24 protein-coding genes, 1 tRNA gene and 1 other RNA gene are annotated in these 24,762 nt (G+C 67.5%); 24 read left to right on the plus strand and 2 right to left on the minus strand.

What is annotated here, in order from left to right; all coding sequences use genetic code 11:
- The first annotated feature begins 16 nt into the window (after nucleotides 1-16).
- Nucleotides 17-919, plus strand: coding sequence for a DegV family protein (locus F8D48_RS06055; protein ID WP_151430444.1), 903 nt, complete (start codon nucleotides 17-19; stop codon nucleotides 917-919).
- A gap of 98 nt (nucleotides 920-1,017) precedes the next feature.
- Here the strand turns inward: F8D48_RS06055 and F8D48_RS06060 are convergent, their stop codons facing one another.
- Both F8D48_RS06060 and F8D48_RS06065 read right to left on the minus strand, forming a co-directional pair.
- A complete protein-coding gene (locus F8D48_RS06060; RefSeq protein ID WP_240806255.1) occupies nucleotides 1,018-2,061 on the minus strand; it encodes a TIGR03915 family putative DNA repair protein in 1,044 nt (347 codons plus the stop codon).
- 9 nt (nucleotides 2,062-2,070) lie between these two features.
- On the minus strand, nucleotides 2,071-3,627 hold the full coding sequence (locus F8D48_RS06065) for a putative DNA modification/repair radical SAM protein (protein ID WP_151430446.1): 1,557 nt from the start codon (nucleotides 3,625-3,627) through the stop codon (nucleotides 2,071-2,073).
- Between the two features lie 196 nt (nucleotides 3,628-3,823).
- Here F8D48_RS06065 and pyrE point away from each other — a divergent pair, with 196 nt between their 5' ends.
- From pyrE to F8D48_RS06180, 23 genes are all read left to right on the plus strand, one after another.
- A complete protein-coding gene (gene pyrE / locus F8D48_RS06070) occupies nucleotides 3,824-4,507 on the plus strand; it encodes an orotate phosphoribosyltransferase (RefSeq protein WP_151430448.1) in 684 nt (227 codons plus the stop codon).
- 139 nt (nucleotides 4,508-4,646) lie between these two features.
- Nucleotides 4,647-4,721: transfer RNA gene (locus tag F8D48_RS06075), tRNA-Thr, on the plus strand.
- A gap of 116 nt (nucleotides 4,722-4,837) precedes the next feature.
- The gene (locus F8D48_RS06080) at nucleotides 4,838-5,134 is read left to right on the plus strand and encodes a hypothetical protein (RefSeq protein ID WP_151430450.1); all 297 of its coding nucleotides are present in this window, start codon (nucleotides 4,838-4,840) and stop codon (nucleotides 5,132-5,134) included.
- A 78-nt stretch (nucleotides 5,135-5,212) separates the two neighbouring features.
- Nucleotides 5,213-6,349 (plus strand): M42 family metallopeptidase, encoded by a 1,137-nt coding sequence (locus F8D48_RS06085; protein ID WP_151430451.1) that lies wholly within the window; start codon nucleotides 5,213-5,215, stop codon nucleotides 6,347-6,349.
- A gap of 4 nt (nucleotides 6,350-6,353) precedes the next feature.
- Complete coding sequence (smpB, locus tag F8D48_RS06090) at nucleotides 6,354-6,821, plus strand: SsrA-binding protein SmpB (RefSeq protein ID WP_135971017.1); 468 nt, start codon at nucleotides 6,354-6,356, stop codon at nucleotides 6,819-6,821.
- A 106-nt stretch (nucleotides 6,822-6,927) separates the two neighbouring features.
- Complete coding sequence (locus F8D48_RS06095; protein WP_135971018.1) at nucleotides 6,928-7,551, plus strand: hypothetical protein; 624 nt, start codon at nucleotides 6,928-6,930, stop codon at nucleotides 7,549-7,551.
- A 124-nt stretch (nucleotides 7,552-7,675) separates the two neighbouring features.
- On the plus strand, nucleotides 7,676-8,632 hold the full coding sequence (bsh, locus tag F8D48_RS06100; protein ID WP_151430455.1) for a choloylglycine hydrolase: 957 nt from the start codon (nucleotides 7,676-7,678) through the stop codon (nucleotides 8,630-8,632).
- Between the two features lie 159 nt (nucleotides 8,633-8,791).
- Nucleotides 8,792-9,170: a transfer-messenger RNA gene (gene ssrA / locus F8D48_RS06105) on the plus strand.
- Between the two features lie 440 nt (nucleotides 9,171-9,610).
- Complete coding sequence (locus F8D48_RS06110; protein WP_151430457.1) at nucleotides 9,611-11,461, plus strand: L,D-transpeptidase family protein; 1,851 nt, start codon at nucleotides 9,611-9,613, stop codon at nucleotides 11,459-11,461.
- A 7-nt stretch (nucleotides 11,462-11,468) separates the two neighbouring features.
- On the plus strand, nucleotides 11,469-12,377 hold the full coding sequence (gene murI / locus F8D48_RS06115; RefSeq protein ID WP_240806256.1) for a glutamate racemase: 909 nt from the start codon (nucleotides 11,469-11,471) through the stop codon (nucleotides 12,375-12,377).
- A gap of 95 nt (nucleotides 12,378-12,472) precedes the next feature.
- Nucleotides 12,473-13,087 carry an RdgB/HAM1 family non-canonical purine NTP pyrophosphatase gene (gene rdgB / locus F8D48_RS06120; RefSeq protein WP_151430459.1) on the plus strand — a complete coding sequence of 205 codons (615 nt, stop codon included), beginning with the start codon at nucleotides 12,473-12,475 and terminating at the stop codon, nucleotides 13,085-13,087.
- A gap of 231 nt (nucleotides 13,088-13,318) precedes the next feature.
- Nucleotides 13,319-13,702 (plus strand): MerR family transcriptional regulator, encoded by a 384-nt coding sequence (locus tag F8D48_RS06125; RefSeq protein WP_151430461.1) that lies wholly within the window; start codon nucleotides 13,319-13,321, stop codon nucleotides 13,700-13,702.
- Between the two features lie 128 nt (nucleotides 13,703-13,830).
- Nucleotides 13,831-14,613 carry a nickel pincer cofactor biosynthesis protein LarB gene (gene larB / locus F8D48_RS06130; RefSeq protein WP_151430463.1) on the plus strand — a complete coding sequence of 261 codons (783 nt, stop codon included), beginning with the start codon at nucleotides 13,831-13,833 and terminating at the stop codon, nucleotides 14,611-14,613.
- Between the two features lie 6 nt (nucleotides 14,614-14,619).
- Nucleotides 14,620-15,528: a nickel pincer cofactor biosynthesis protein LarC gene (gene larC / locus F8D48_RS06135; protein WP_151430465.1), complete on the plus strand. Its 909-nt coding sequence runs from the start codon at nucleotides 14,620-14,622 to the stop codon at nucleotides 15,526-15,528.
- Between the two features lie 1,051 nt (nucleotides 15,529-16,579).
- Nucleotides 16,580-18,292: an ATP phosphoribosyltransferase gene (gene hisG, locus F8D48_RS06140; protein ID WP_151430467.1), complete on the plus strand. Its 1,713-nt coding sequence runs from the start codon at nucleotides 16,580-16,582 to the stop codon at nucleotides 18,290-18,292.
- Between the two features lie 26 nt (nucleotides 18,293-18,318).
- Nucleotides 18,319-19,701 carry a histidinol dehydrogenase gene (gene hisD, locus F8D48_RS06145; RefSeq protein ID WP_240806257.1) on the plus strand — a complete coding sequence of 461 codons (1,383 nt, stop codon included), beginning with the start codon at nucleotides 18,319-18,321 and terminating at the stop codon, nucleotides 19,699-19,701.
- The gene (gene hisC / locus F8D48_RS06150; protein WP_151430468.1) at nucleotides 19,694-20,791 is read left to right on the plus strand and encodes a histidinol-phosphate transaminase; all 1,098 of its coding nucleotides are present in this window, start codon (nucleotides 19,694-19,696) and stop codon (nucleotides 20,789-20,791) included. The genes hisD and hisC overlap by 8 nt, the downstream gene beginning before the upstream one ends.
- 12 nt (nucleotides 20,792-20,803) lie before the next feature.
- Nucleotides 20,804-21,394, plus strand: coding sequence for an imidazoleglycerol-phosphate dehydratase HisB (hisB, locus tag F8D48_RS06155; RefSeq protein WP_170272755.1), 591 nt, complete (start codon nucleotides 20,804-20,806; stop codon nucleotides 21,392-21,394).
- Nucleotides 21,395-21,455: 61 nt separating this feature from the next.
- Nucleotides 21,456-22,157 carry an imidazole glycerol phosphate synthase subunit HisH gene (hisH, locus tag F8D48_RS06160; RefSeq protein WP_151430473.1) on the plus strand — a complete coding sequence of 234 codons (702 nt, stop codon included), beginning with the start codon at nucleotides 21,456-21,458 and terminating at the stop codon, nucleotides 22,155-22,157.
- Nucleotides 22,158-22,159: 2 nt separating this feature from the next.
- Nucleotides 22,160-22,951, plus strand: coding sequence for a 1-(5-phosphoribosyl)-5-[(5-phosphoribosylamino)methylideneamino]imidazole-4-carboxamide isomerase (hisA, locus tag F8D48_RS06165; RefSeq protein WP_151430475.1), 792 nt, complete (start codon nucleotides 22,160-22,162; stop codon nucleotides 22,949-22,951).
- Nucleotides 22,952-23,182: 231 nt separating this feature from the next.
- The gene (gene hisF, locus F8D48_RS06170) at nucleotides 23,183-23,947 is read left to right on the plus strand and encodes an imidazole glycerol phosphate synthase subunit HisF (RefSeq protein ID WP_151430477.1); all 765 of its coding nucleotides are present in this window, start codon (nucleotides 23,183-23,185) and stop codon (nucleotides 23,945-23,947) included.
- 9 nt (nucleotides 23,948-23,956) lie between these two features.
- Nucleotides 23,957-24,280 carry a phosphoribosyl-AMP cyclohydrolase gene (gene hisI, locus F8D48_RS06175; protein ID WP_151430479.1) on the plus strand — a complete coding sequence of 108 codons (324 nt, stop codon included), beginning with the start codon at nucleotides 23,957-23,959 and terminating at the stop codon, nucleotides 24,278-24,280.
- Between the two features lie 253 nt (nucleotides 24,281-24,533).
- Nucleotides 24,534-24,762, plus strand: a 229-nt coding sequence (locus F8D48_RS06180; protein ID WP_276490055.1) for a transaldolase family protein, incomplete at its 3' end; no start/stop codon positions are given.

Genomic DNA, 24,762 nt, shown 5'->3' on the forward strand with positions numbered 1-24,762 from the left:
TCGAAAGGAGACCCCCGTGATCAAGATCGTCACCGATTCCGTGGCCTCGATTCCCGCTGATGTGGTGCGCGAGCGCGATATCGAAGTGGTGTCGCTGTACGTGAACCGCGATGGTCGCGAGTACCGCGAGACCGACATGGACGTGGATGCGTTCTACGAGGATATCTATGACATGATCGAGCAACCGCCGACCTCGAGCCAGCCGTCGCTGCACGCGCTGGAGGCGATCTTCGATCGGGCGGCCGAGGCACGCGATGAAGTGCTGGGCATCTTCCTGTCGTCGAAGATGTCGGGCACCTTCGAGAGCGCCGTGCACAGCGCCCGGGCCTGCAAGGAACGCTATGAGCAGTTCCGCTGCACGCTGATCGATTCCACGTCGAACTGCGGCGATGAGATGTTCGCGGTGCTGGATGCCGCCGATGCCCGCGATGGCGGTGCCGATTTGGAGGGCTGCGCGGCGGCGGCCACCGATGCCGTGGCGGCATCGCGGTTCATCTTTGCTCCCGAGAGCCTGGCGTTCCTGAAGGCGGGCGGTCGCATCGGGGGCGCTTCGGCCCTGCTCGGCGGCTTGCTGCAGATCTCCCCGGTGCTGACCGTGGCCGATTGGGAGACTACCACCCTGGCCAAGGTGCGCACGTGGAAGAAGACGCTGGCGCGCATGGTGGACGTGTTCAAGGAGGACATTGGGGCCTGTGGCCTCAAGCGCGTGGTGGTGCACTATATCGGATCGGCTGCGCCGGCGGTGACGTGGGCTCGCGAAGCTATCGAGCCGGTGGTGGGGCGGGCCGTGGACGTGCTGCCCGTGAGTCCCGTGATCGGCGTGCACGTGGGGCCGGCCGTGGGACTGGCCTACGAGTGCGAGCGCCCGGTGCCCGGTAAGCTGACGGCTCCGGCGAGCGAGCTGCTGTTCAGCCTGTAGAGGGGCGTGCGCGAAACGAGGGCCGCCCTGCGGGGCGCGTCGGTTCCAGGGAAGACGAGCGGGGGCGCCCAGGAGGTGTCCCCGCTTTGCGTGCGGGGCTAAGATCGGGCCGTGCGCAGGGTAGCGGGGCTCTCCTGAAGCTCGGTGAGGTTCTTCCAGAAGCGCTTGGGCATGAACTGTCGGCGCAGCTCGGGATGGTAGCGGGCATCCACCGATACCGAACGGTAGAAGGTGCGCCAGGCCTCGCTGAAGAGGGCCTCGTCGGCCGTGGGATCGGGGAGGGCCCGGGCGAGATCGCCTTGGCCGGCGGTGGCCACGAGGTGCCAGTCGCCTCCGTCGTAGACGCCGGCCAACTCGTGCACCTCGTCGTAGATGATGAAGGGCTGCACGCCGAGCCGCTCCACGAAGTGGTCCATGACCAGTGGTACCACCGAGGCTTTGGGGTTCACCCGGGCGAACCACACTTCGGTGCCGGTGTCGTCGCCCACGCTCTCGCCCTGCAGGTGTTGGAAACGGACGAACTGGCGCAGGTGCTCGCATTCCTGACTGATGGAGCGGGAGATGCGGAAGAGCCGCTCCACGGCCGGATGGGTGATGTCTGAGAGGGCGCGGCCCCGCATCTTGGGGCAGGGGCCCGCACCGCTGCGCCCGGGGCAGGACGATCGCTTGCGGCAGCGCTCGCAGTTGTGGTGCTTCTGCTCGTCCATGGCGTAGCGCACGAAGCGGTAGGCAGCCGTGCCCGCATCGGGCTCGTCGGAGCAGCTGGCCTGCTTCACGGCATGGGCCGCCCGCCAGCCGCAGGCTCGCTTCACGCCGCGCAGCACCCGGGCCGCATGGCTCATGTTCGTGGGGATGGCCGCTACCCGCTGGCCCAGGCGGGGCTGCAGCCGACTTTCGGGCACTACGTCGGTCGGGTTCTCATGGCGCTCGTAGGCGGCGAAGATGGCCGAGAGCAGTCCCTCCAAGGTGCCGTCGTAGGCGTAGGCTACCTCGTCGTAGATGTCGTCAGGGGCGGCCGATGGGACGGCTGCGAGGGGAAGGTGGTGGGGGCTGCCCGCCGCGAAGGGGGACGCGTCCGCTCCGGCCGGGTATGCGCCGACCAGGGCGGGGCTTGCGGGCGCGGTAGCGTTTGCGCGGTGCACGACGCTCTCCTAGGCTACGGAGAGCAGTGGCTCGCGGGCATCGTCATCGTGCGGGGCGTTCTCGCGCAGCGAGCTTTCATCTCTGGTGCGGGACGCTTCTGCGTCGAGGGCCGTCCGCCGCTCGCCCCCAGCGCCGTCGGCCATCGCCCGGGTCGGCGCCGCCGGGGCCAGAGCGCGGCGCTGGGCCTCGAAGGCGACATCGAGGGCGGCGCGGTTGGCGGGGCTCGCCTCGGGGAGCACCGGCGGCGCGTCCGCCGCCTCGAAGAGGCTCATCTGGCCCTGCACGGCCCGATCTGCTCGGCGCCCGTGGCGGCCGCCCTCGATGGGGGCGGAGAGGCGCGCGTGCAGCGCATCGCGGGAGAAGTCGATGCCGGAGCCTCCGTAGGCGCCGTTCATGGTGATGAAGTAGCGGGCGCGCTTGTAGGCGATGCCGAGGCGGCGCAGCTCCGCCTCGCCCAGGGTGGATTGGCGCCGGGCCTGCAGGATGAGCCGCGCCCCGCGCACGCCGATGCCAGGCACGCGCAGCAGCGCCTCGAGGGGTGCGGTGTTCACCTCTACGGGGAAGAAATCCAGGTGGTTTAAGGCCCAGTTGGCCTTCGGATCCACATCGGGAGCGAGGAAGGGATTCTCCTCGTCGATGATCTCGCTCACGTTGAAACCGTAGTAGCGCAGAAGCCAATCGGCCTGGTACAGGCGGTGCTCGCGATTCAGCTGCACGGCATCGGTGGCGGGCAGGAGCGGGTCGGCCACCACGGGCAGATAGGCGCTGAAGAACACGCGCTTCAAGGACAGCTGGGTGTAGAGCGCTGCCGACAGGTTCAGGATCTGGTAGTCGCTTTCCGGGGTGGCGCCGATGATCATCTGGGTGGACTGGCCCGCCGGGGCGAAGGCCCGCGTCTTTCGGGCCATTCTCTTCTCCCGGTACACCGTGGTGCGGCGCTGGGCGAGGGCGCGGGATTCCTTATCTTCGGCCACCGACTCGAAGATGTGGCGCATGGGGGTTAGGATGGAGTGGCGCGACTTGTTGGGGGCCAGAAGCCCCAGGCTCTGCTTGCTCGGCAATTCCAGGTTCACCGAGAGGCGGTCGGACAGGCGGCCCAGCTCGTCGATGAGTTCCAGGGACGTGCCGGGGATGGTCTTGGTGTGGATGTAGCCGCGAAAGCCGTATTCTTCCCGCAGGATGCGCAGGGCCTGCACCATGAGCTCAGTAGTGCGGTCGGGGCAGCCGGCCACCCCCGACGACAGGAAGAGCCCCTCGATGTAGTTGCGACGGTAGAACCCGATGGTAAGGTCGGCCAGTTCCCGCGGGGTGAAGGCCGTGCGCGGGACCATGGCGTTGCTGGCACGGTTCACGCAGTAGGCGCAGTCGTAGACACAAGCGTTGGTCATAAGCACCTTCAGCAGCGTGACGCAGCGTCCGTCGGGTGTGAAGGAATGGCAGCAGCCCGCCTGGTGCGCCGCGCCCAGCTGCCCCTTCTTCCCCGAACGCTGCACGCCGGAGGAAGTGCAGGCCACATCGTACTTCGCTGCATCGGCCAGCACTTCCAGCTTCTCGATAACGTTCACGGCCCGGCCTCCTTCCCTGAGATCGCTTCTAAACAAGCACACCCGTTCGCCCGAATGGATGTACGCTATAATAACCGAATATATGTTCGGGTGTCAACTAACCGCTAACCTGTCGCCGCGCGGTCGCACCCTCTGCCGAATCGGGTATCATGGTGGCCATGGAAAATGAGAGGGTCCCCGGAGCGAAAGGATGGCCATGGAGGCTTACAAGCGCGAGTTCATCGAGTTCATGGTGGAAAGCGACGTGCTGAAGTTCGGCGACTTCACGTTGAAGAGCGGGCGCAAGTCGCCGTTCTTCATGAACGCGGGCGCCTATGTGACCGGCGAGCAGCTGCACCGTCTGGGCCTGTACTACGCCCAGGCCATCAACGACAACTTCGGGCTCGACTTCGACGTGGTGTTCGGGCCGGCCTACAAGGGCATCCCCCTGGCCGTGGTCACCGCCATGGCGCTGCAGGAGCTCTACGGCAAGGAAGTGAAGTACTGCTGCAACCGCAAGGAAGTGAAGGACCACGGGGCCGATGCGGGCAACCTGCTCGGCGCCGAGCTGCATGACGGCGATCGCGTCATCATGGTGGAGGACGTGACCACCTCGGGCAAGTCCATCGACGAGACGTACCCCATCCTGATGGCGGCGGCCGACGTGGACGTGCGCGGCCTCATCGTGTCTCTGAACCGCATGGAAGTGGGCAAGGGCGGCGTGACCACGGCCCAGAAGGAGATCGAGGCGAAGTACGGCTTCCCGGTGGCCTCCATCGTGTCCATGGCCGAGGTGAAGGAATGCCTGCACAACCACGAGGTGGCCGGCCGCGTGGTCATCGACGACGACATCGCGGCGGCCATCGATGCCTACTACGAGCAGTGGGGCGCCAAGGAGTAACCGCATCGGGGCACGCGGTCGCGGTCTTGTGCGCCGGCTGCGCCGTTGCGCTGTTGCAACTTCCCTAAATGGAAAGCTTGTCGTACAATAAGCAGATGCGGCGTCATCTTCGGGGAGGGAGAGGTGCCGCATGCACGGTGCCGGTGTGGCTCAACGGTAGAGCAACTGATTTGTAATCAGTGGGTTGCGGGTTCGATTCCTGTCACCGGCTCCATAACAATGAGCAGGCCATCGTTGGTTTTCCAGCGGTGGCCTGTTTGGCTTTCAAGGCGGGGCCTCCGTCGTGCTAGAATGGCCCCTGAACCACAGAGACGGAAGGACCGCCCGTTTATGCAGACCTATGTTGCCCACTACCAGTCACCCAAGGGATCCCACGACCGCGAGCGCGGCCTCTTCGAATTCCAAAGCGAGGCGCGGGCCGGCACCAAGGCCAACGCCCACGACGCGCGGCTGAAGATGCTGGAGCTGTTCGGGGCCGGCGCGGTGTCCTGGACCATCGAGAAGGTGGAGCGCAAGGCCGCAGCCCCGGCGGAGAAGCAGGAGAAGATCACCGACGGCCAGCTGGCGCTCGATTTCCGGCCCCCCAAGCCCGAGCGCAAGCGGAAGCACTCGAAGGGGTACTGGTAGGTGGCCGACCGCGCTTCCGTTGTCCGGCAGCATTGCGGCCCTCGCCCTGGGGCGGGGAAACAGATTGGAGCATCGTTTATGAAGAAGAAGCAGATCAAGTTTTTGAAGCAGCTGGTGGAAACCCCCTCGCCGACCGGGTTCGAGGAGCCGGTCGCCGCCCTGGTGCGCGAGCGGCTGGGGACTGTGGCCGACGAGGTGTCCACCGACACCATGGGCTCGGTGAGCGCGGTGCTTTCCGGCACCGACGAGGCCGCGCCCTCGCTCATGCTGGCGGCCCACATGGACGAGATCGGCCTTATGGTCACCTACATCTCCCCGGAGGGCTTCCTGTCGGTGGCCTCCCTCGGCGGTGTGGACGCGGCCATTCTGCCCGGCATGCGCGTGGACGTGCACACGGCCGCAGGCCCGCTGCGCGGTATCGTGGGCCGCAAGCCCATCCACCTCATCGAGCCTGACGAGCGCAAGGCGGTGACGCCGCTTTCGGGGCTCGTGATCGATCTGGGCCTGAAGCCCAAGCGCGTGAAGAAGCTCGTGTCCGTGGGAGATCCCATTACCTTCGCCGTGGGCTTCGAGCGCTTCGGGGACGGCATGGCCGTGTCCAAGTGCTTCGACGACAAGTGCGGCGTGTGGGTGGCCTGCCGCGTCATGGAGAAGCTAGCCGCGGCCGGCCGCGCGGCGGGCGACTTCATCGCCGTGGCCACGACCCAGGAGGAGATCGGCACCCGCGGCGCCATGACGAGCGCCCATGCCATGAACCCCGATGTGGCCCTGGCCTTCGACGTGACCCATGCCACCGACTACCCGGGCATCGACGCCGCCAAGTACGGCAAGATCGTCTGCGGCGCGGGCCCGGTCATCGCCCGCGGCCCGAACATCAACCCGGTGGTCTTCGAGCGCTTGGTGGCCGCGGCCAAGGCCGAGGGCATTCCCTATCAGCTGGAGGCCGAGCCGAGCGTGACCGGCACCGACGCCCGGGCCATCCAGGTGACCCGCGACGGCATTCCCACGGGCCTCATCTCGGTGCCGCTGCGCTACATGCACACCCCCACCGAGGTGGTATGTCTGGCCGATTTGGACGCCACGGTGCGCCTCATCACGCGCTTCGCCCGCGATCTCGGCCCTCAGGTCAGCTTCGTGCCGGGCATGGGCGCCGTGACCGCCGATGACGCGGGTGTCGGCGGCGAGGCGGACACCGAGGCAGTGGGGGAGGAGTAGCACCGTGCCCAAGCGCGACGAGAAGACCATCGCGAAGAACCGCCGGGCCTTCCACGACTACGAGATCCTGGAGACCTACGAGGCGGGCATCGAGCTGACGGGCACCGAGGTGCGCTCTCTGCGCGAGAATAACTGCCAGCTCACCGATTGCTTCGCCCTGATCCGCAACGGCGAGGTGTGGCTGAACAACGTGCACATCCCTCCCTACGCCAACGGGTCCATCTTCAACCCCGACCCCGATCGCAAGCGGCGTCTCTTGCTGCACAAGAAGCAGATTCGCTATCTGGACGGGAAGGTGGCCGAGAAGGGCCTGGCCATCGTGCCCTTGAAGATGTACTTCAACACCGATGGCCGGGTGAAGGTGGAACTGGCTCTGGCTCGGGGCAAGAAGCTCTACGACAAGCGGGCGAGCATGAAGGAGCGGGACGCCAAGCGCGAGATCGACCGCGCCATGAAAGAGCGTTCACGTTAGGGAAACGAAACCGCGCTCCGTGCCGGGGCACTGCGGCGGGATGGCATCATGGGAACGTGGTCGCCGAGGCGGCCCTGTAGGACGGACACGAAAAAGGAGCACCATCATGGGTCTGGACGAAGAGCTGGAGAGCATGGAAGAGCCCGGCGAGACCGACGCCGAATGGATCGACCAGGAAACCGAGCTTCAGGACGTGGAGGGCGACGAGGACGAGATCTTCGGGGCCGACGCGGCGGAAAGCGACGTGGAGCACGCCTATGACAGCTTCATGACCGACAACGAGGCCGACTACGACGGCTGGGATGAGGGCGACGTGGATGAGGCCCTGGCCGCCGAGGAGGAGGCCGACGTTTTGAACTCCGAGGGCTACCATATCGAAGAGGAGCCCGAAGAGGAGAGCGAGATCATCGAGATGGAGATCGAGGACGGTGACGTGCACGCGGTCATCGTGGACGAGTTCGACAACGAGATCGGCTTTATCCTGCTGGACGAGGACGGCAACGAGGTGGAGTACTACTACGTTGACGAGGACAATGACGACGACGGTGTGCGCGTGGAGCGCACCTCCGACGGCGACGAGTTCGATCTGGGCATTAGCCGCGAGGGCGTGGCGGCGGCCACCAAGGACGTGAACGCCATCTACAAGGACGGCGTCGCCGTGGCCGCGGAGCTGAAGGGCACTTTCGATGAGATCGCCGACTCTCTGAGCTTCCTCAAGAAGAAAAAGTAACGGCGACGCCGCGCTGTCAAAACGGCAACCAAGGGACCGCCCGCCCGCCCAGGGCGCAGCGGGGCCCTACTATGGATGGGAGCGATCGGGTCGGTCGCTCCCGTTTCGTCGTTAGGAGACTATCATGTGCACGGGCGTTCGCTTCGCTGACAGCAAGGGCAATCTGTACTTCGGCCGCAACCTGGATTGGTGCGAGCACTATGGGGAGGGCGTGGTCATCACCCCCCGTGTCGCCCGCATCCCCTCGCCGTTTCTGGGCACCATCGAGCCGAAGCACGCCTGCATCGGCATGGCCATCATCGAGGCCGGGGCGCCTTTGTACTTCGACTGCGCCAACGAGACGGGCCTGGCCGTGGCGGGCCTGAACTTCCCCGGCTATGCCGTGTTCGCCCCCGAGCCCGTGGAAGGTACGGTGAACCTGGCCGCCTACGAGGTGCCCCTGTGGATCGCCTCGCAGTTCTCCACCGTGGCCGAGGTGCGTGCGGCTCTGGACAACGTCACCATCGTGAACAAGGCCGTGAACGACCTGTGGGCCGTGTCTCCCCTGCACTGGATCGTGGGCGACGGGACCGAGTCCCTCGTCATCGAGTGCGAGGCTGACGGCATGCACGTCTACGACAACGGTTTGGACGTGCTGACCAACCAGCCGCCCTTCCCCTGGCACGCCGAGAACGTGCGCAACTATATGCACGTGAGCTGCGAGCATCCCGAGCCGGTCACCTGGACCCGCGACACCTTGAAGGCCTTCGGCACCGGTGCCGGCATGGTGGGCTTCCCCGGCGGCTACGACCCGGCCAGCCGGTTTGTGCGGGCCGCCTTCCTGAACGCGAACTATCCGGCAGAGGAAGGGGAGGCCGCCAACGTGACGCGCCTGTTCCGCACGTTGGAGGGCGCCTCCATGTGCAAGGGCGGCGCGAAGATGACCGACGGCCGCTACGAGTACACCCTGTTCTCCGATGGCTTCTCGGCGGCGACGCGCACCTACTACTGGTGCACCTACGAGGAGCCGGCGCGGCGCAGCGCGTGCATGGACGACTACGACCTGGACGGTGCCGAGCTGCTGCGCGTGGCTGCGGCCTAGAGTTGCGGAACCGCGCCCTTGACAGCGGAGCATGCGGCTCTGCGCCGCCGTCTGCTCGCGCTCCTCTCGTCGGCAGGAGCCTCGCCCGCGGGCGCGCGACATCGCCGACGCCCTTGACAGCGGAGCCGGGGCGGCTACAATAAACCGATACCCTTTATTGGGGGCGACTGGTTTCGACATGGTAAGTCCGAAACGAGGAGCAGGTCGTGGTCTCCTCGCCACGTTAAACAGGGGTAACGTCAAGTTAATTGGCAAAAACACTGCTAAGACCGGCTACTACATGCCGGCCGCCATGGCTGCCTAACAGCAACCTGGTGATCGCCGAAGCCGGTGTTTCCCCGAACCGGCCAAGGCGTCAACTTCAGGGGAATGCTCCCGGGCACGTAGCCGGTATGGCCCGGGAAAAGAGAGAACCGACTAGGAGCGGCCACGTTGGTTGGCGAACCGATCCGCTCCGAATCCCGATCGCCAACTAAGCTTGTAGAGCCTCGTGGACGATTTAGTATGGACCGGAGTTCGATTCTCCGCGCCTCCACCAGAACCGTTCGGCCCCTCTGACCGGAAACCTGCCTGGTCAGAGGGGCTTTTTCTTCACTGAATCGCAGTGTGATCGCCGGAGGGGCACCTCCCTTGTCGCCGGCGGGTGACCAGGGGTTCTCTCATCTCCCTTCCGACTTTTAACCAAAAAATAACCGATGGCTTGGCTGAAAAACAGGACGGCGGTGGATATTCGCGAACCTTAAGAAAAGCAGTCATATTCAGGGGAAACGTCTGAATCTCGCGTAAGTCTTGTGAACGGGTCGCGGAGAATGGCCCCTGTACGGGCCGTGAGGGGCGCTCCTGTGTGAAAGTGGCACCATGGCTGCGGGCGCGGAGCCGAACGGGCGGGGAGTGTCGTATAATAGGGCGAAACTCGCTGAGATCGGAGCGCCGGGCAGGCGGCCCTCCGTTGACGAATGACATCCATGGAAGCGCGATATGGCTCAGAATAAACAGGGACATCACGGTAAGAAGGACGGTGCGGCCAAGCCCAAGCGCGGCCGCGGGTTCCGCATCCCCTCGGGGGCGCCCCGGGCTGCCGGCTCCACGGGCGCCATGCCCCCCGTCGGGAGCACGCCCTCGGCAACGGGGGCCATGGCACCGCTGCGCGAGAGCGGCCCCGCATCCACCGGCGCCCACGCCCCGGTCGCCCCGGGCCCCGCTGGCGCCCATGGCCCGGCGCCTTCCGCCCCTGCGACCTCGACCGTCCCGGTATCCCCCGTGCGCTCCGGCTCCACGGGCGCCATGGCGCCGCTGCGCCCTGCGTCCACCGGATCGATGCCGCCTGTGCCCCCTCAGGGGCCCGAGCAGGCCGCCTCCTTCGCCGGGGGCTACGTGCCCAGCTACCAGGCGAGCCCGGTGCCGCCGGAGGAGAAGCGCCATCGCGGTCTTAAGATCTTCGGCATCACCGTGGGCATCATCCTCGGTGTGCTCGCCGTCGTGTACCTCGCGGGCGTCTTTATCTTCATGGGCCGCTTCTTCCCCAACAGCTCCATCATCGACATGGACATCTCAGGCAAGACCCCCGAGGAAGTGCACCAGATGCTCGACGGGGTGCTCGGCGACTACACCTTCAAGGTGGAAGGTCACGGCCTGAGCCTCACCCTGTCCGCCGCCGACATGGGCATGTCCCTGGACAGCCAGTCTATAGCCGACGGCCTCCTGTCCGAGATGAATCCCTGGGCCTGGCCCTACGAGGTGTTCCAGAGCCACGACGACACCGATGACTTGGTATCCACCTTCGAGGAGACCAAGCTCGCCGACACTATCCACAGCGCCGTGGAGGAGGCCAACGCCCGCGGCACGGCCCCCAAGAACGCCATGGTGGCCTACGACGCCGCCGAGCACGCCTTCGTCGTGGTGCCCGAGGAGGAGGGCAACACCCTGCTCGCCGACAAGGTCATGGACGAGGTGGCCCGCGGCACGGTGAACTTCGCCCCGAAGGTGACCTTGAGCGACGCGGTGCTCGCCCGGCCCGAGGTGCTCTCGAGCGACCCGGCCCTGGCCGCCGCTCGCGACGAGGCCAACAAGTACGTCTCGGCCCCCGTGAGCGTGACCATGGAGGGCGTCGAGCGGCTGGCCATCGACGCCGATGCCATCGCGGCCCACATCACCATCGGCGACGACCTGTCCGTCGCCTACGATCCCGAGCCTTTGGTAGCCATGGTGAAGGAGCAGGTGAACGCCATGGACACCACGGGCGCCGAGCGCGCCTACGCGCGGCCCGATGGCAAGCAGGTCGTGGTGAAGGGCGGCGACTACGGTTGGATCACCGACAGCGAGGCTACGGCCGAGGCGGTGCGCGAGGCGCTCGTGAACGCTGAGGGCGGCCCCATCGAGATCACCATGAAGCAGCGGGCGGCCCAGGCCCCGGACCAGTACGGCCGCGATTTCGGCGCCCGCTATATCGACGTGGACCTGACCGAGCAGTACGCGCGCTTCTACGACGGCGACGGCTCCATCCTGTGGGAGAGCGACATCGTCTCGGGCAAGCCGGCCGACGGCCGGGCCACTCCCGAGGGCACTTACTACATCAAGACCAACGACGGGAAGTCGGTGCTGCGCGGCTACAAGCCGGACGGCACGAAGGATTACGAGACCGAGGTGGCCTACTGGATGCCCTTCAAGGATAACTCCATTGGCTTCCACGATGCCGGCTGGCAGGCCCAGTTCGGCGGCGATTGGTACCTGGAGCACGGCAGCCACGGCTGCATCAACCTGCCCCCCGAGAAGGCCGAGGAGCTTCACGGACTCCTCTCCGTCGGCGACGTCGTCGTTGTCCACAGCTAGGGCACCCGTGCTTTCCGCCCAGGACCGCCCCCTCGTGGGCGAAGGCTACGACAACCGTCCCATCGGTGTATTCGATTCCGGCTACGGAGGCCTGACCGTGGCTCGGGAGCTCCAGCGGCGCCTGCCCGAGGAGAGCATCGTCTACTTCGGCGACTCGGCTCGGTGCCCCTACGGGCCGCGGGACCAGGCGGAAGTGGACCGCTTTGTCCAGCAGATCTGCACCTGGCTTCTGGGCCAGGACGTGAAGATGATCGTCATCGCCTGCAACACCGCCACCGCCGCCGGGCTCTCCCATGCCCAGCGGGTCTTCGACGTGCCCGTGGTTGGCGTGGTGGAGCCGGGGGCGCGGGCCGCGGCCCACACCACCATAAACCGTCGGGTGGGGGTCATCGCCACCAAGGGCACCGTGGACTCCAACGCCTACTCCGAGGCCATCCGCCACATCGACGCCGGCATCACGGTGTTCTCCACGGCTACGCCGCGCTTCGTGGAGATAGCCGAGATGGGCCTGAAACTGGCCGACGGCCCCATCGAGGACTACCTGTCCGGGGCCGCGAAGGTCTACATCCGCCCCGAGTTCGAGGAGATCGCCCGGGAGTACCTAGAGCCCCTGCGCCGCTGCGAGATCGACACCCTCGTGCTCGGGTGCACCCACTACCCGCTGCTGAAGGCCCTCATCGGCGGGGTCGTGGGCCGACCGGTCACCCTGGTCTCCTCGGCCGAGGAGACGGCCCGGGATGTGGCCCACATCCTGCGCCGCCGCCGCAGCTTCGCCGAGCCGGGCAACGTGCCCGCGGCCGCCTTCTTCACCACGGGCGCTGACACCGCGGAGTTCCGCCGCTTTGGCGGCCGGGTGCTCTCGCGCCCCATGGACGTGGTGAAGCATGTCGATCTGCCCGAGCTGGTTGTTTCGTAGCAGTGGCTTGAGGCCCTTCGGGGCGTGGCGGAGGAGGGGTTCCGTGCGGTATACTTTGTCGAGCGCATTGAGAAGAGCCCCCGAGAGGAATCCCTATGAAGACCGTCGTCATCGCCACCAACAACGCCCACAAGGTATCCGAGATCCGCTCGGCCCTGAATTTCGAGGGTTGGGAGTTCAAGACCCTGGCCGAGGCCGGCTTGGTCTCCGCTCCGGTGGAGGACGCCGACAGCTTCGAGGGCAACGCCCGCATCAAGGCCCGGGCCGCGGCCGAGGCGGTGCGCGCCGCCGGTCTGACTGCGGCCGTGCTCGCCGACGACTCGGGCCTGGCTGTGGATGCCCTGGACGGGGCCCCGGGGGTGTACTCGTCCCGCTATGCCGGCGCCGACGGCGACGACGGGGCCAACAACGCCAAGCTTTTGGCCGAGCTGGCCGCTGTTCCCGATGGAGAGCGCACGGCCCGCTTCGTGTGCACCCTCGTGTTCATGGATGAGGATGGCACCGAGACCGTGGCCCGGGGCACCATCGAGGGGGCCATCGGCCGCGAAGCGCGGGGGAGCGAGGGCTTCGGCTACGACCCGCTGTTCATTCCCGACGCCTTCGGGGGCGCTCTCACTCTGGCCGAGGTGCCCCAGGCCCGCAAGAACGCCGTTTCCCACCGCGGCAACGCGCTGCGGGCCCTGCGCGACTCCCTGGCATCGGACCGCTAGTCCGTCGGCACTGCGCGGTCCCGGCACGTTCCCTTTGCGGCGGCGGCTTCGCCGGCTGCGACGCGCCGTTCCGGAGTCTGGGAGAGTTGGGGGTGCGCGGCGCCAGTGCCCCTGCGCGAGCGTTCGCGGAAATCTGGCAAAGCGCTCTTGACTTGTAGTCTACTCCATATGGTCTAATTGACGTGTAGTCTGTACGGGACGACTGGTGCAGCCCCGCTCGAAAGGGACCGAATGAAGATCGCGGAAGTCAGCAAGCGCTACGGTGTCTCCACCGATACGCTGCGCTATTACGAGCGCGTCGGCCTGTTGCGCCACGTTCCGCGCAATAGGAGCGGTATCCGCGACTACGACGAGGCCAGCTGCAACGCTGTGGAGTTCGTCAAGTGCATGCGCGATGCCGGCATGTCCATCGAGTCCCTCGTCGAGTACATGGAGCTCATCGAGCAGGGAGACGAGACCCGAGCCGCCCGCAAGGAGCTGCTCGCTCGCCAGAGCATCGCCATCCGCGAGCGCATCGCCGATCTGGAGCGGGCCCTCGAGCGCCTGGAGTACAAGATCGATCACTACGACGATATCATGGCCGACAGCGAGCGGGCCCTTCGTCCCGAAGAGTAGCCGCCGGCCATCCCTCGCTTTACCGAAGGCCCTTGCGAATCTTCCGTGGGCCTTTTTCTTTTCGCAATCCATGGAGCTAACTCCAAGATTTATCATGCAGAGAACGAGAACCGACCGAGGGAGGGCCCGTGGGCTGCGACCATCATGAGAGAGGGGAGGGGCTGAGCGCCTTCGCCCGCCCCGATTACAATCGGGCCTCCCGCCAGGGGGCCGGCGAGGTGATCTACGGGGAAGGAAAGACCGCTGAGCAGATCGTCGCCATCGCCGCGGCCCTGCTGGAGGCGGGGCAGCCCCGGGTGCTGGCCACCCGGGTCGGCGACGGGAAGGCCGGCACCGTCGAGGTCCTGTGGGCCGAGCGTGGCAGCGCGGCCGCGGTGACCGGTGCGGGCGCCACCCTCGCGGCCACTCTGCGCGCCCGCCCAGTGCCCCTGACCTTCCACCGTGAGGCTCGCCTGCTCGTGTTCGGCGAGCTGGGCGCCCCCGACGGCGATGGGGTGGTGGCTGTGGTGGCAGCGGGCACGAGCGATCTGCCCGTGGCCGAGGAGGCGGCGCTGACCGCTGAGTTCCTCGGCAACGAGGTGATGCGCTGTTACGACGTGGGGGTGGCGGGACTGCATCGGCTGTTGGATGTGGCCGACGATCTGCGCCGGGCCCGGGCCATCGTGGCCGTGGCCGGCCTGGAGGGGGCCCTGGCCAGTGTGGTGGGGGGTTTGGTGGACTGCCCGGTCATCGCCGTGCCCACCTCCGTGGGCTATGGGGCTTCCTTCGGCGGCATCGCGGCCCTGCTCGCTATGCTGAACTCCTGCGCAAGCGGAGTGTCGGTGGTGAACATCGACAACGGCTTCGGCGCCGCCTTCCAGGCGAGCGCCATCAATCACTTGAACGGCCGCGGTGCGGCTGTGGAGAGGTAGGACGCGATGACACGACTCCTATATTTAGAGTGCACGGCGGGCATCAGCGGCGATATGGCCGCGGCGGCGCTGCTGGATGCCGGCGCCAGCGAGGAGGTCGTGCGCCGGGCCCTCGACAGTCTGGACGTGGAGGGCTTCGCCGTGGAGATCAGCCGGGTGGTGAAGTCGGGCCTGGATGTGTGCGATTTTGCCGTGGTGCTGGACGCGGCCCACGAGAACCACGACCACGACATGGCCTACCTCCATGGCTGCGAACGCGAGGATGGGCGCGAGCGCGAAGAAGGCGGGGATCGGGAGGGCTCCTGCGTCGGTGGCGACGGCTACGGCTACGGGCTCGACGGCGAGCGGGAGTGCGGTGGCGGCCACAGCCATGACGGCGGCGAGGGGACCGGCCATCACCGGGGTCCGCGGGAGATCGAGGCCATCATTGATGGAGCGACCATGACCGAGGAGGCCAAGGCGACGGCGCGCCGCATCTTCGAATTAGTGGCCCAAGCTGAGGCGAGGGCCCATGGCGTGCCTCTGGGCGATGTGCACTTCCACGAAGTGGGCGCGGTGGACTCCATCGCCGATATCGTGGCTATTGCCGCCGCTGTCGACGATCTGAATGTGGACGGGGTGGTTGTGACCGATCTGCCGTGCGGGCGCGGCACCGTGCGATGCCAGCACGGCCTCATTCCCGTGCCGGCTCCGGCGACCGCCTTCATCGCCGAGGCGTGCGGGCTGCCGCTGACACCCTCGACGGTGGAGGGGGAGCTTGTGACTCCCACGGGTGCCGCCGTTGCCGGTGCGCTGCGCACTCAAGGGGCGCTTCCCGAGCGCTTCACCATCCAGCGCATCGGCATGGGCGCTGGCAAGCGCGCCTATGACACTTCGGGCATCTTGCGGGCCATGATCGTCGAGCCCCTCGTCTAAGGGCCTCCGATCTTTCGGCGCCAAGCCACGACGGCGATTCTGCGGCGCATCCGCAAGATCGGCCGTACGGGTCGCATGCGCGTGCAGTTCGCTCTACGGCCATCGCCGGGTCTCGTGCGTGTTTGTCATCGCGCGCCTTGAGCGATCATGCGCCATTGCCTGACCTGCGACTGTTTTCGGTGCACGTCTCGCCCGCGCGTCATGGCGCCCGCGCGATCGTCCTACGGGACATGTCCCGTGCAAGTGTCTGCCGGCGTGCGGCCCGCTCGTTCCGCGCGACCGCCCGTCGGGGGGGGGTGCGCCATGTGCCTCCGGCGATCGCCCTGCGGGACGTGGCCCGTGCAAGCGGACGAGGCCGTCTCGTCAGAATATGGGAGTTATTAGGGTTCGCTAGTCGTCGACGTGCGGAAAAAACTCTCTTTTGAGGATGGACCGGTACGTTTTTCCTGGTAGAGATGGTCGGATAGGGTGGCTTGATCTTCGAGATACCCTAAAAACTCCCATATTCTGACGAACTCTGCTCGGTAGCTTGCATTCCGCTCGCCGAACGCCTTCTTTTTCCTTGGAAATCAGCTGATACTTTATCACTCTACTGTGATAAAGTATAGACAATCGCAGGATCGCTCGTTGCAAATGGCGCTGGAGGCTGGATCGAGCCGGGGGCTGGATCAGGCTGGGGGCTGGATCGAGCCGGGGGCTAGGTCGGGCTTGGGCTAGGCCGAGCTGGGGCTAGGCCGAGCTGGGGGCTGGACGGTGTTCGCTGCGGGCATCGCGCTGGCCTCAGGGTGGACACGGCGGTGATCGCAGGGTGGCATCGCGCCAGCTTGGGCCGGTTGGCCTGGGTCTGGAACCCCGGCGCCTGAGCCTGAGCCTGGAACCCCGGTGCCCGAGCCTGGGCCTGGAGCCCCGGCATCCGAATCGGGCGTCGGTCGTCGGTGTGGCGTCCTGCGGGGGATATGTCGCCTTTTGGCTGTGGCTGCTCCCATGCTGCGGCATGCAGGCGCATAATATGAGTGTTTCCGTAAGAAACGGGTACGAGGAAGGTTCGCTTGTGAACGCAGTTACCCCATCGGGATTCCGCGACGTGCTGGCCGAGGAGGCCCGGGCCCGCGAGGTCATCACCCGAGCCGTGGCCGACCTGTTCGCCGAGCGCGGTTATGCTCCCATCGAGACGCCTACCCTGGAGGTAATGGACGTCGTGCGGGCCGGCGGCCGCATGCCCGCATCCCCCTTCAAGTTCTTCGACTCCCATGACGACCTGCTGGCCATGCGCCCCGATGTGACCCTCCAGATCGCCCGCATGTGCGCCACGCGCCTGGCCGACGAGCCCGGCCCTCTGCGCTTCCGCTACACCCAGCGGGTGTTCCGCGAGGCCGAGGCCGACAACCAGGCCCAGGCCCGTGAGCTCACCCAGTGCGGCGTGGAGTGCATCGGCCCCACGGGCCCGGCCGCCGACGCGGAGATCGTGGCCCTGTTCGTCGAGGCGCTCACCTTGGCCGGCGCCGGCACTTTCGTGCTGGGTCTGGCCACCGTGGGGGTGCTGCGGGCCCTGCTCGAGCGCTCCGGCGCCTCCGAGCCGTGGAAGGCCGCCGTGCTTGACGCCTACCATGACTCCGACTTCGTGGCCCTCGATCGCCTGTGCGCCGCCGGCGCCCCGGGCGCCGTGCTGGCCGCCGACGGGGACGCGGCGCCCGACCCGGGTTGCGTGGCCCCGGCCTACGCCGCCGCCATCGGACGGCTGGCCCGCATCCGCGGGGCCCATGATGCCATCGACGAGGTGCGGGCCCTGGCCGCCCCCCTCGGCTGCATCGCCGACCTCGACGACTTCCAGGCCACCTACGACCGACTCGCCGATGCCGGCCTGGCCGAGCGCATCCTCGTGGACTTCTCGGTGGTGAGCTCCTTCAACTACTACACGGGCATCGTTTTCGAGGCCTACGCCCCGGCCGTGGGCTCGCCCTTGGGCTCCGGCGGCCGCTACGACCGCACCCTCGGCGCCTACGGCCCCGACCGTCCCGCCGCCGGCTTCGCCTTCTACCTGGAGCAAGCCATGGCCGCCGCGGCCACGGCCGGTGCCGAGGGGGTGGCGCGGCCCCTGCGCATCGCCGTGCCCAAGGGCTCGCTCAACGGCGAGGCCATCGCCTGCCTGGAAGAGGCGGGGCTCGATGTGACCGGGCTCGCGAGCCCGGGCCGCTCGCTCGTCATCTCCAACCCGGGGGTCGACTACATCATCGTGCGCCCCTCCGACGCGCCGGTGTTCGTGGCCCTGGGAGCGGCCGACTGCGGTATCTGCGGCAAGGACTCGCTTCTGGAAGTGGGGGCCGACGTCGTGGAGCTGGTGGACCTGCGCTTCGGCGGCTGCCGCTTCGTCGTGGCCGAGGCCGCCGGCACTACGGCCGCCATCGAGGAGCGCTACCGCAAGCTCGGCGCCATGCGCGTGGCCACGAAGTACCCCTCCATTACCCGGTCCCACTTCGCCCGCCGCGGCACCCAGGTGGAGATCGTCTACCTCCACGGCAATGTGGAGCTGGCCCCCATGGTGGGCCTGGCCGACCGCATCGTGGACATCACGGCCACGGGAACCACCCTGGCCGAGAACAACCTGGAGATCGTCGACGAGGTGCTGGCCTCTACGGCCCGCTTCTTCGCCAACGGCTGCGCCCTGCGCACCGACGACCGTATCGTGGGCCTGGCCCGCACCCTGGCCGCCTGTGCCCCCGCGCACACCTACGCGCCCATCGCCGGCGCATCGAACCCCGCCTGACCGCCCCGATTCCAAGGAGAAGACCCATGACCATGCGACGCGTTGACCTTCAGCCCACCGAGCCCTTCACTGCCGACTTTATCGACCGGGCGGGGGCCTTCAACCCCGGCGCCCTGGAGGCGGCCACGGCCATCATCGAGGAGGTGCGCGCGAAGGGCGACGCGGCCCTGCGGGCCTACACCGAGAAGTTCGACGGCGTGGCCATCGACGACTTCCGTGTGCCCGAGAGCGCCATCGAGGAGGCCCTGGCCGCAGTTGACCCCGACACCATCGACGCCCTGAACCAGGCCGCGGCCCAGATCCGCGACTTCCACGAGCGCCAGCGCCAGCAGAGCTGGTTCTTCGCGCGCCAGGACGGGGCCATTGTGGGGTCGAAGGTGACGCCGCTCGATTCCGTGGGCATCTACGTGCCGGGAGGGCGGGCCCTGTACCCCTCCACGGTGCTCATGAACGCCCTGCCGGCCCAGGTGGCCGGCGTGGAGCGCATCGTGTGCGTGACGCCGCCGACCAAGGACGGCACGCTCGACCCCACGGTGCTGGCCGCCTGCAAGATCGCCGGCGTTACCGAGATCTACACTGTGGGCGGCGCCCAGGCCGTGGCGGCGCTCGCCTACGGCACCGAGACTATCCGCCCCGTGGCCAAGGTCACCGGCCCGGGCAACGCCTTTGTGGCCGCGGCGAAGAAGCTCGTCTCGGGGGATGTGGGCATCGATATGATCGCCGGTCCGTCGGAGGTGTGCGTCGTGGCCGACGAGACCGCCGATCCGTCCATGGTGGCCATCGATCTCATGGCCCAGGCCGAGCACGACCCTCTGGCCGCCTGCTACCTGGTCACCTTCTCGGATGCCTACGCCGATGCCGTGGAGGCGGCCATCGCCGACCACATGGAGCGCTCCACCCGCGCCGACATCACCCGCGCTTCCCTGGACGACCACGGCCTCATCGTGGTGTGCCCCACTATGGAGCAGGCCCTGGAAGCGGTGAACGTCATCGCGCCGGAGCACTTGGAGATGCACGTGGCGAACGCCATGGAGCACCTCGGCGCCATCCGCAACGCCGGCGCCATCTTCTTGGGGGAGTGGACCCCCGAGGCCGTGGGCGATTATGTGGCCGGCCCCAACCACACCCTGCCCACGGGCGGCACGGCCCGCTACTCCTCGCCCCTTTCGGTGGACGACTTCGTGAAGAAGTCCTCCGTCATCCAGTACACGGCGGCCGCCCTGAGAAACGATGCCCGCTCCGTGGTGCAGATCGCCACCCACGAGGGGCTGTGGGCCCATGCCCAGTCTGTGGCCCTGCGCCTCCAGAGCCTGCTCGCCGCCGAGCAGGCGAGCGTGGCCGGCGGCGGCGCGGCGGCTGGGGTGGATGCCGGCGCGGGCGCGACGGCGGCGGGCTCGGCCGATGAATAGGGTGCGCGCGGCGGCCCCGTCGTTGGCGGGCCTTACGCCCTACGATCCGAAGTACCTGCCGGCCGAGGCGTTCCTCTCGGCCAACGAGAACCCGCGGGACGTGGACGACGAGCTGCGGGCCCTCGTGGCCGAGCGCATCGCACGCGTGCCCTTCAACCGCTACCCGGATCCGCTCGCGGGCGGCCTGCGCGACCTTATCGCCGAGGCCAACGGCCTGGAGCGGGAATGCGTGCTCATCGGCAACGGCGGCGACGAGCTTCTGTTCGATTTGGCGCTCGCCTGGGGCGGCCCGGGGCGCACCTGCCTGAACTTCCCGCCCACCTTCTCGGTGTACGCGGCCAACGCCCGGCTCACGAACACCACGGTGGTGGACATCGCCCGCCGCGATGACTTCTCCATCGACGAGGGGGCCACCTTCGAGCGTTTGGCCGTCGGCGACATCGACTACGTCATTGTTGCGAGCCCCAACAACCCCACGGGCCTGCGGGCCCCGGCCGACTTCCTCGAGCGGCTGCTGGACGCCACCGACGCCCTGGTCATGGTGGACGAGGCCTACTTCGAGTTCTCGCGCCAGACTGTGCGCCCCCTGCTCGCGACCCACCAGAACCTCGTCATCCTGCGCACATTCTCCAAGGCATTCTCCCTGGCCGGCGTGCGCCTCGGCTACATCCTGGCGAACCCGGTGGTCATCCGCGAGTTCATCAAGGTGCGCCAGCCCTATTCGGTGGATGCGGTGTCCCAGGTCGTCGGCGAGGTGGTCTTCGAGCACCGGGCCCGGTTTGAGCCGGGCATCCGCGAGATCATCGAGGAGCGGGGCCGGGTCGCAGAGGCGCTGCGGGCAACTCCCGGCATCGTGCCGTTCCCGTCGGATTCCAACTGGATCCTGCTGCGCATGGAAGACGCCGGCGATGCCTGGGAGTACCTCTACGAGCACGGGGTGCTCGTGCGCGACTTCTCGGCAACACCGCTTTTGGAGGGCTGCCTGCGCGTGACCATGGGCACGCCGGAGCAGAACGATCGGTTCATCAGCCTGCTGAGGGCCTTCGTGGCCGAGCGGGGGAGCCGCCGCGCCCAAGCGGCGCGGGACTGAGGAAGGAGCATCATGGCGAGAGAGGCGACCATCACCCGCACGACGGCCGAGACCGATATCGCGGTGACCGTGAACCTGGACGGCACGGGACGGGCCGATCTGTCCACGGGCATCGGGTTTTTCGACCACATGCTGAGTGCCTTCGCGCGCCACAGCCGCATGGATCTGGCGGTGTCCGTGGCGGGCGACCTGGAGGTGGACGGCCACCATTCCGTGGAGGATGCCGGCATCGTGCTGGGCCAGGCCTTAGGTGCGGCCCTGGGCGACAAGGCGGGCATCGCGCGCTTCGGCAGCGCCTTTGTGCCCATGGACGAGGCCCTGGTGCTGGCGGCCCTGGACATCTCCGGCCGGGGGCAGCTGCACTGGGCCGTGGAGGTGCCCTTCGGCATGGTGGGCGATTTCGACACCCAGCTGGCCCGGGAGTTCTTCATCGCCCTGGCCGCCAACGCCGGCATCACCCTGCATATGCGCCAGCTGGCCGGCGACAACGTGCACCACATTCTGGAAGCGGCCTTCAAGGCCTGCGGCCGCGCCCTTCGCGAGGCCGTGGCCATCGATGGGGCCCTGGCTGGCGAGGTGCCGTCCACAAAGGGCGTGCTGTAGTCGGCCGCGCGTCGTGGACGGCCCGGCGTTGTTGACCGTAGCGGTGAGGGGAGTTGCGAAGTTGATCGTTGTCGTTGATTACCATAAGGGAAACCTGCTCTCGGTGGAGCGGGGGCTGCGCGGCGCGGGCGCCGAAGTCGTCGTCTCCGACGATCCGGCCCAGGTGCGCGCGGCCGACGCCGTGGTGCTGCCTGGCGTGGGCGCCTTCGCCGATGCCGCCGCGTCTTTGGAAGAGCTCGGCCTGGGCGCGGCTGTGGCCGATGCCGTGGCGGCCGGCGCGCCCTTTCTCGGTATCTGCCTGGGTATGCACCTCATGTTCGAGCACGGCACCGAGCACGCGCCTGAGGCGGGGCCCCTGCCCGCGGGCCTGGGGCTCGTTTCCGGCACGGTGGGCCTCATGCCCAAGACCGACGAGGCGGGCGCGGCCTATAAGATTCCCCACGTGGGGTGGAACTCCGTGGAATGGGACGAGGCCGACCCGTTGTTCGACGGCCTGGAAAGCGGGGAATACTTCTATTTCACTCACTCCTTCGCCGCCCCCGAGAGCGTCGCGACCATCGGGCGCACTACCCACTCGGTCACGTTCCCCTCCGCCGTGCGGGTGCCCGGGCACCCCGTGTGGGGCGTGCAGTTCCACCCCGAGAAGAGCTCGGATGCCGGCGCGCGCCTGCTCGCCAACTTCGTAACCGTTGCCCGCGCTGCGGCCGGTCGCCGCGGCGCGGCCGCTACCATGGCGGAAGATACCGTCTTGTCAAAGGAGTAGCCATGTACCTGTTGCCCGCCATCGATATTCTGGACGGCCGCGCCGTGCGCCTGGCCCGCGGCGACTACGATGCCGTCACCGTGTACCACGATGACCCGGCCACCCAGGCCCAGCTTTTCGAGGAGGACGGCGCCACCTGGCTCCATGTGGTGGACTTGAATGGCGCGAAGTCCGGCAACCCCGACAACATCGAGGTGGTGCGCCGCATTCTGGCCCGCACGAAGCTGAAGGTGGAAGTGGGCGGCGGCGTGCGGTCGCTGGAGGTGGCCGACCGTTTGCTGGACGCCGGGGCCACCCGGGTCATCCTGGGCACCGCCCTTGTGCGCGACCCCGATTTCGCCCGGGCCGCCATGGAGAAGTTCGGTCCCGACGCGCTCGTGGCCGGCGTCGACGCCAAGGCCGGCGAGGCCGCTGTGGCCGGTTGGATCGAAGGATCCGGCGTGGCCGCCACCGATCTGGCCGCCCGCATGGGCGCCCAGGGCTTCGAGCACATCGTCTACACCGACATCGCCCGCGACGGCATGCAGACCGGCGTGGACAATGGCGCCTACGCCCGTATGGCCGCAGCCTTCGGCAACCCGGTCATCGTGTCGGGCGGCATCTCCTCGGCCGCCGATATCGCGGCGCTTGGGCCCATCGCTGATGCCGTGGAGGGCGTCATCGCCGGCCGCGCCATCTACGAGGGAACGCTCTCGGTGGCCGACGGCGTTGCTGCCTGCGCGGGCACCTATCGGGTAAGCGACCAGCTGGAGGCGGAGGAGAAGCCCCTGACCATCGAGGATTTGGAAGCCTAGCGGGGAAGGAAGAGCAGTCCGCGCGATGGCTGATGCCTCGACCGAGCGAGTTTTGCAGACCATTGAGCGCAAGAGGGCGAGTAAGGAAACGTAGTCAGTGAGACAGACGGTGTTGCGACCGAGCGAGTTCCGCAGCGACCGAAACAGCCCGGTGGGCTGTTTCGCAAAGCGAGGATTGTCTGAGCGAATCGCAATACCGGCTGGCTCGCCGACGGACAGGTTGGAAAGACTATGCTGACGAAACGAGTAATACCCTGCCTGGACGTGAAGGACGGCCGCGTCGTGAAGGGCGTCAACTTCGTGGGCCTGCGGGATGCGGGCGACCCCATCGAGCTGGCCCGGGCCTATGACGAGCAGAGGGCCGACGAGGTGATCTTCCTCGACATCACGGCCACGAGCGATGATAGGGCAACCACGGTGGAGTTGGCCAGCCATGCCTCGGCCGAGCTGCACCTGCCCTATTGCGTGGGCGGCGGCTTCCGCAGCGTGGCCGACATTCGGACGATGATCGCCGCCGGGGCCGACAAGGTATCGGTGAACTCGGCGGCCGTGGCGAACCCCGACCTCATCACCCAAGCGGCCCGGGCCTTCGGCACCCAGGCCATCCTCGTGGCCATCGACGCGAAGGCAGTGCCCGGCAACCCCAACAAATGGGAGGTGTACGTGGCCGGCGGCCGCAAGAACACCGGCATCGACGCCGTGGAGTGGGCGCGCGAGGCGGCCCGGCGCGGGGCGGGGGAGATTCTGCTCACCAGTATGGACCGCGACGGCAGCCGCGACGGCTTCGACTGCCACCTCACGCGCACCGTGGCCCGGGCCGTGGATATTCCCGTTATCGCCAGCGGCGGCGTTGGCAAGCTGGAGCACTTCGCCGAGGGCATCATCGACGGCGAGGCCGATGCGGTGTTGGCCGCCAGCGTCTTCCACTTCGGTGAGCTGACCGTGCGCCAGGTGAAGGAATCCATGCGCGCCGCTGCCATCCCCGTGCGCCTGTAGGAGGCCGTGATGAATATTCCCGAGTTGAAGTACAACGAGGCGGGGCTCGTTCCCTGCATCGTGCAGGATGCCGATACGGGCGAGGTACTCATGATGGCGTGGATGAGCGCGGAATCGCTGGCACTCACCCTGGAGCGGGGCGAGACGGTGTTCTGGAGCCGCAGCCGCCAGGAGCTGTGGCACAAGGGCGCCACGAGCGGCAATACCCAGAAGCTCGTGGACCTGCGCTACGACTGCGACGGCGACACGCTGCTGGCAATGGTGCACCCGGCCGGCCCCGCCTGCCACACGGGCGCGCGCACCTGCTTCTACCGCTCGATGCTGGAAGCGTAGGCGGGGGGTCGGTGCTTCCTTAGGGCGCTGAGGGGGCGCCTCTCCGTGGGCGCTTGCGGTATGTCCTTGTGCGCACCGGGTTGTTGCGCTACTATGATTCCAGTTCTAAATCTTCAGCGCGAAGCAGCGCCTTTCCCCCTTTCATTTCCGCATCGCCCTCTCAACGTTCTCGCGGTCTGGGTCTCACGGTGCGCGCAGCTCACGATTTGGACGAGATTCCCCTATGTCTGTAAACCTCAAGAAGGAGGATAACGTGAAGTTCTTTCTGGACACGGCCGACCTCGCCGAGATCGAGGAGGCTGCCAGCTGGGGCGCCCTGGCCGGCGTGACCACCAACCCCACGCTGTACGCCCGCATCGGCGGCAAGCTGGACGACTTCCACAACCATATCAAGCGCATCTGCGACATCGTGGGGCCTGCCTGCCCGGTGTCCGCCGAGTCGGTGGCCATGACCCGCGACGAGATCGTGCGCGACGGCCGCG

Source organism: Adlercreutzia muris (genome assembly GCF_008831045.1).
GTDB classification, from domain to species: Bacteria; Actinomycetota; Coriobacteriia; order Coriobacteriales; family Eggerthellaceae; genus Adlercreutzia; species Adlercreutzia muris.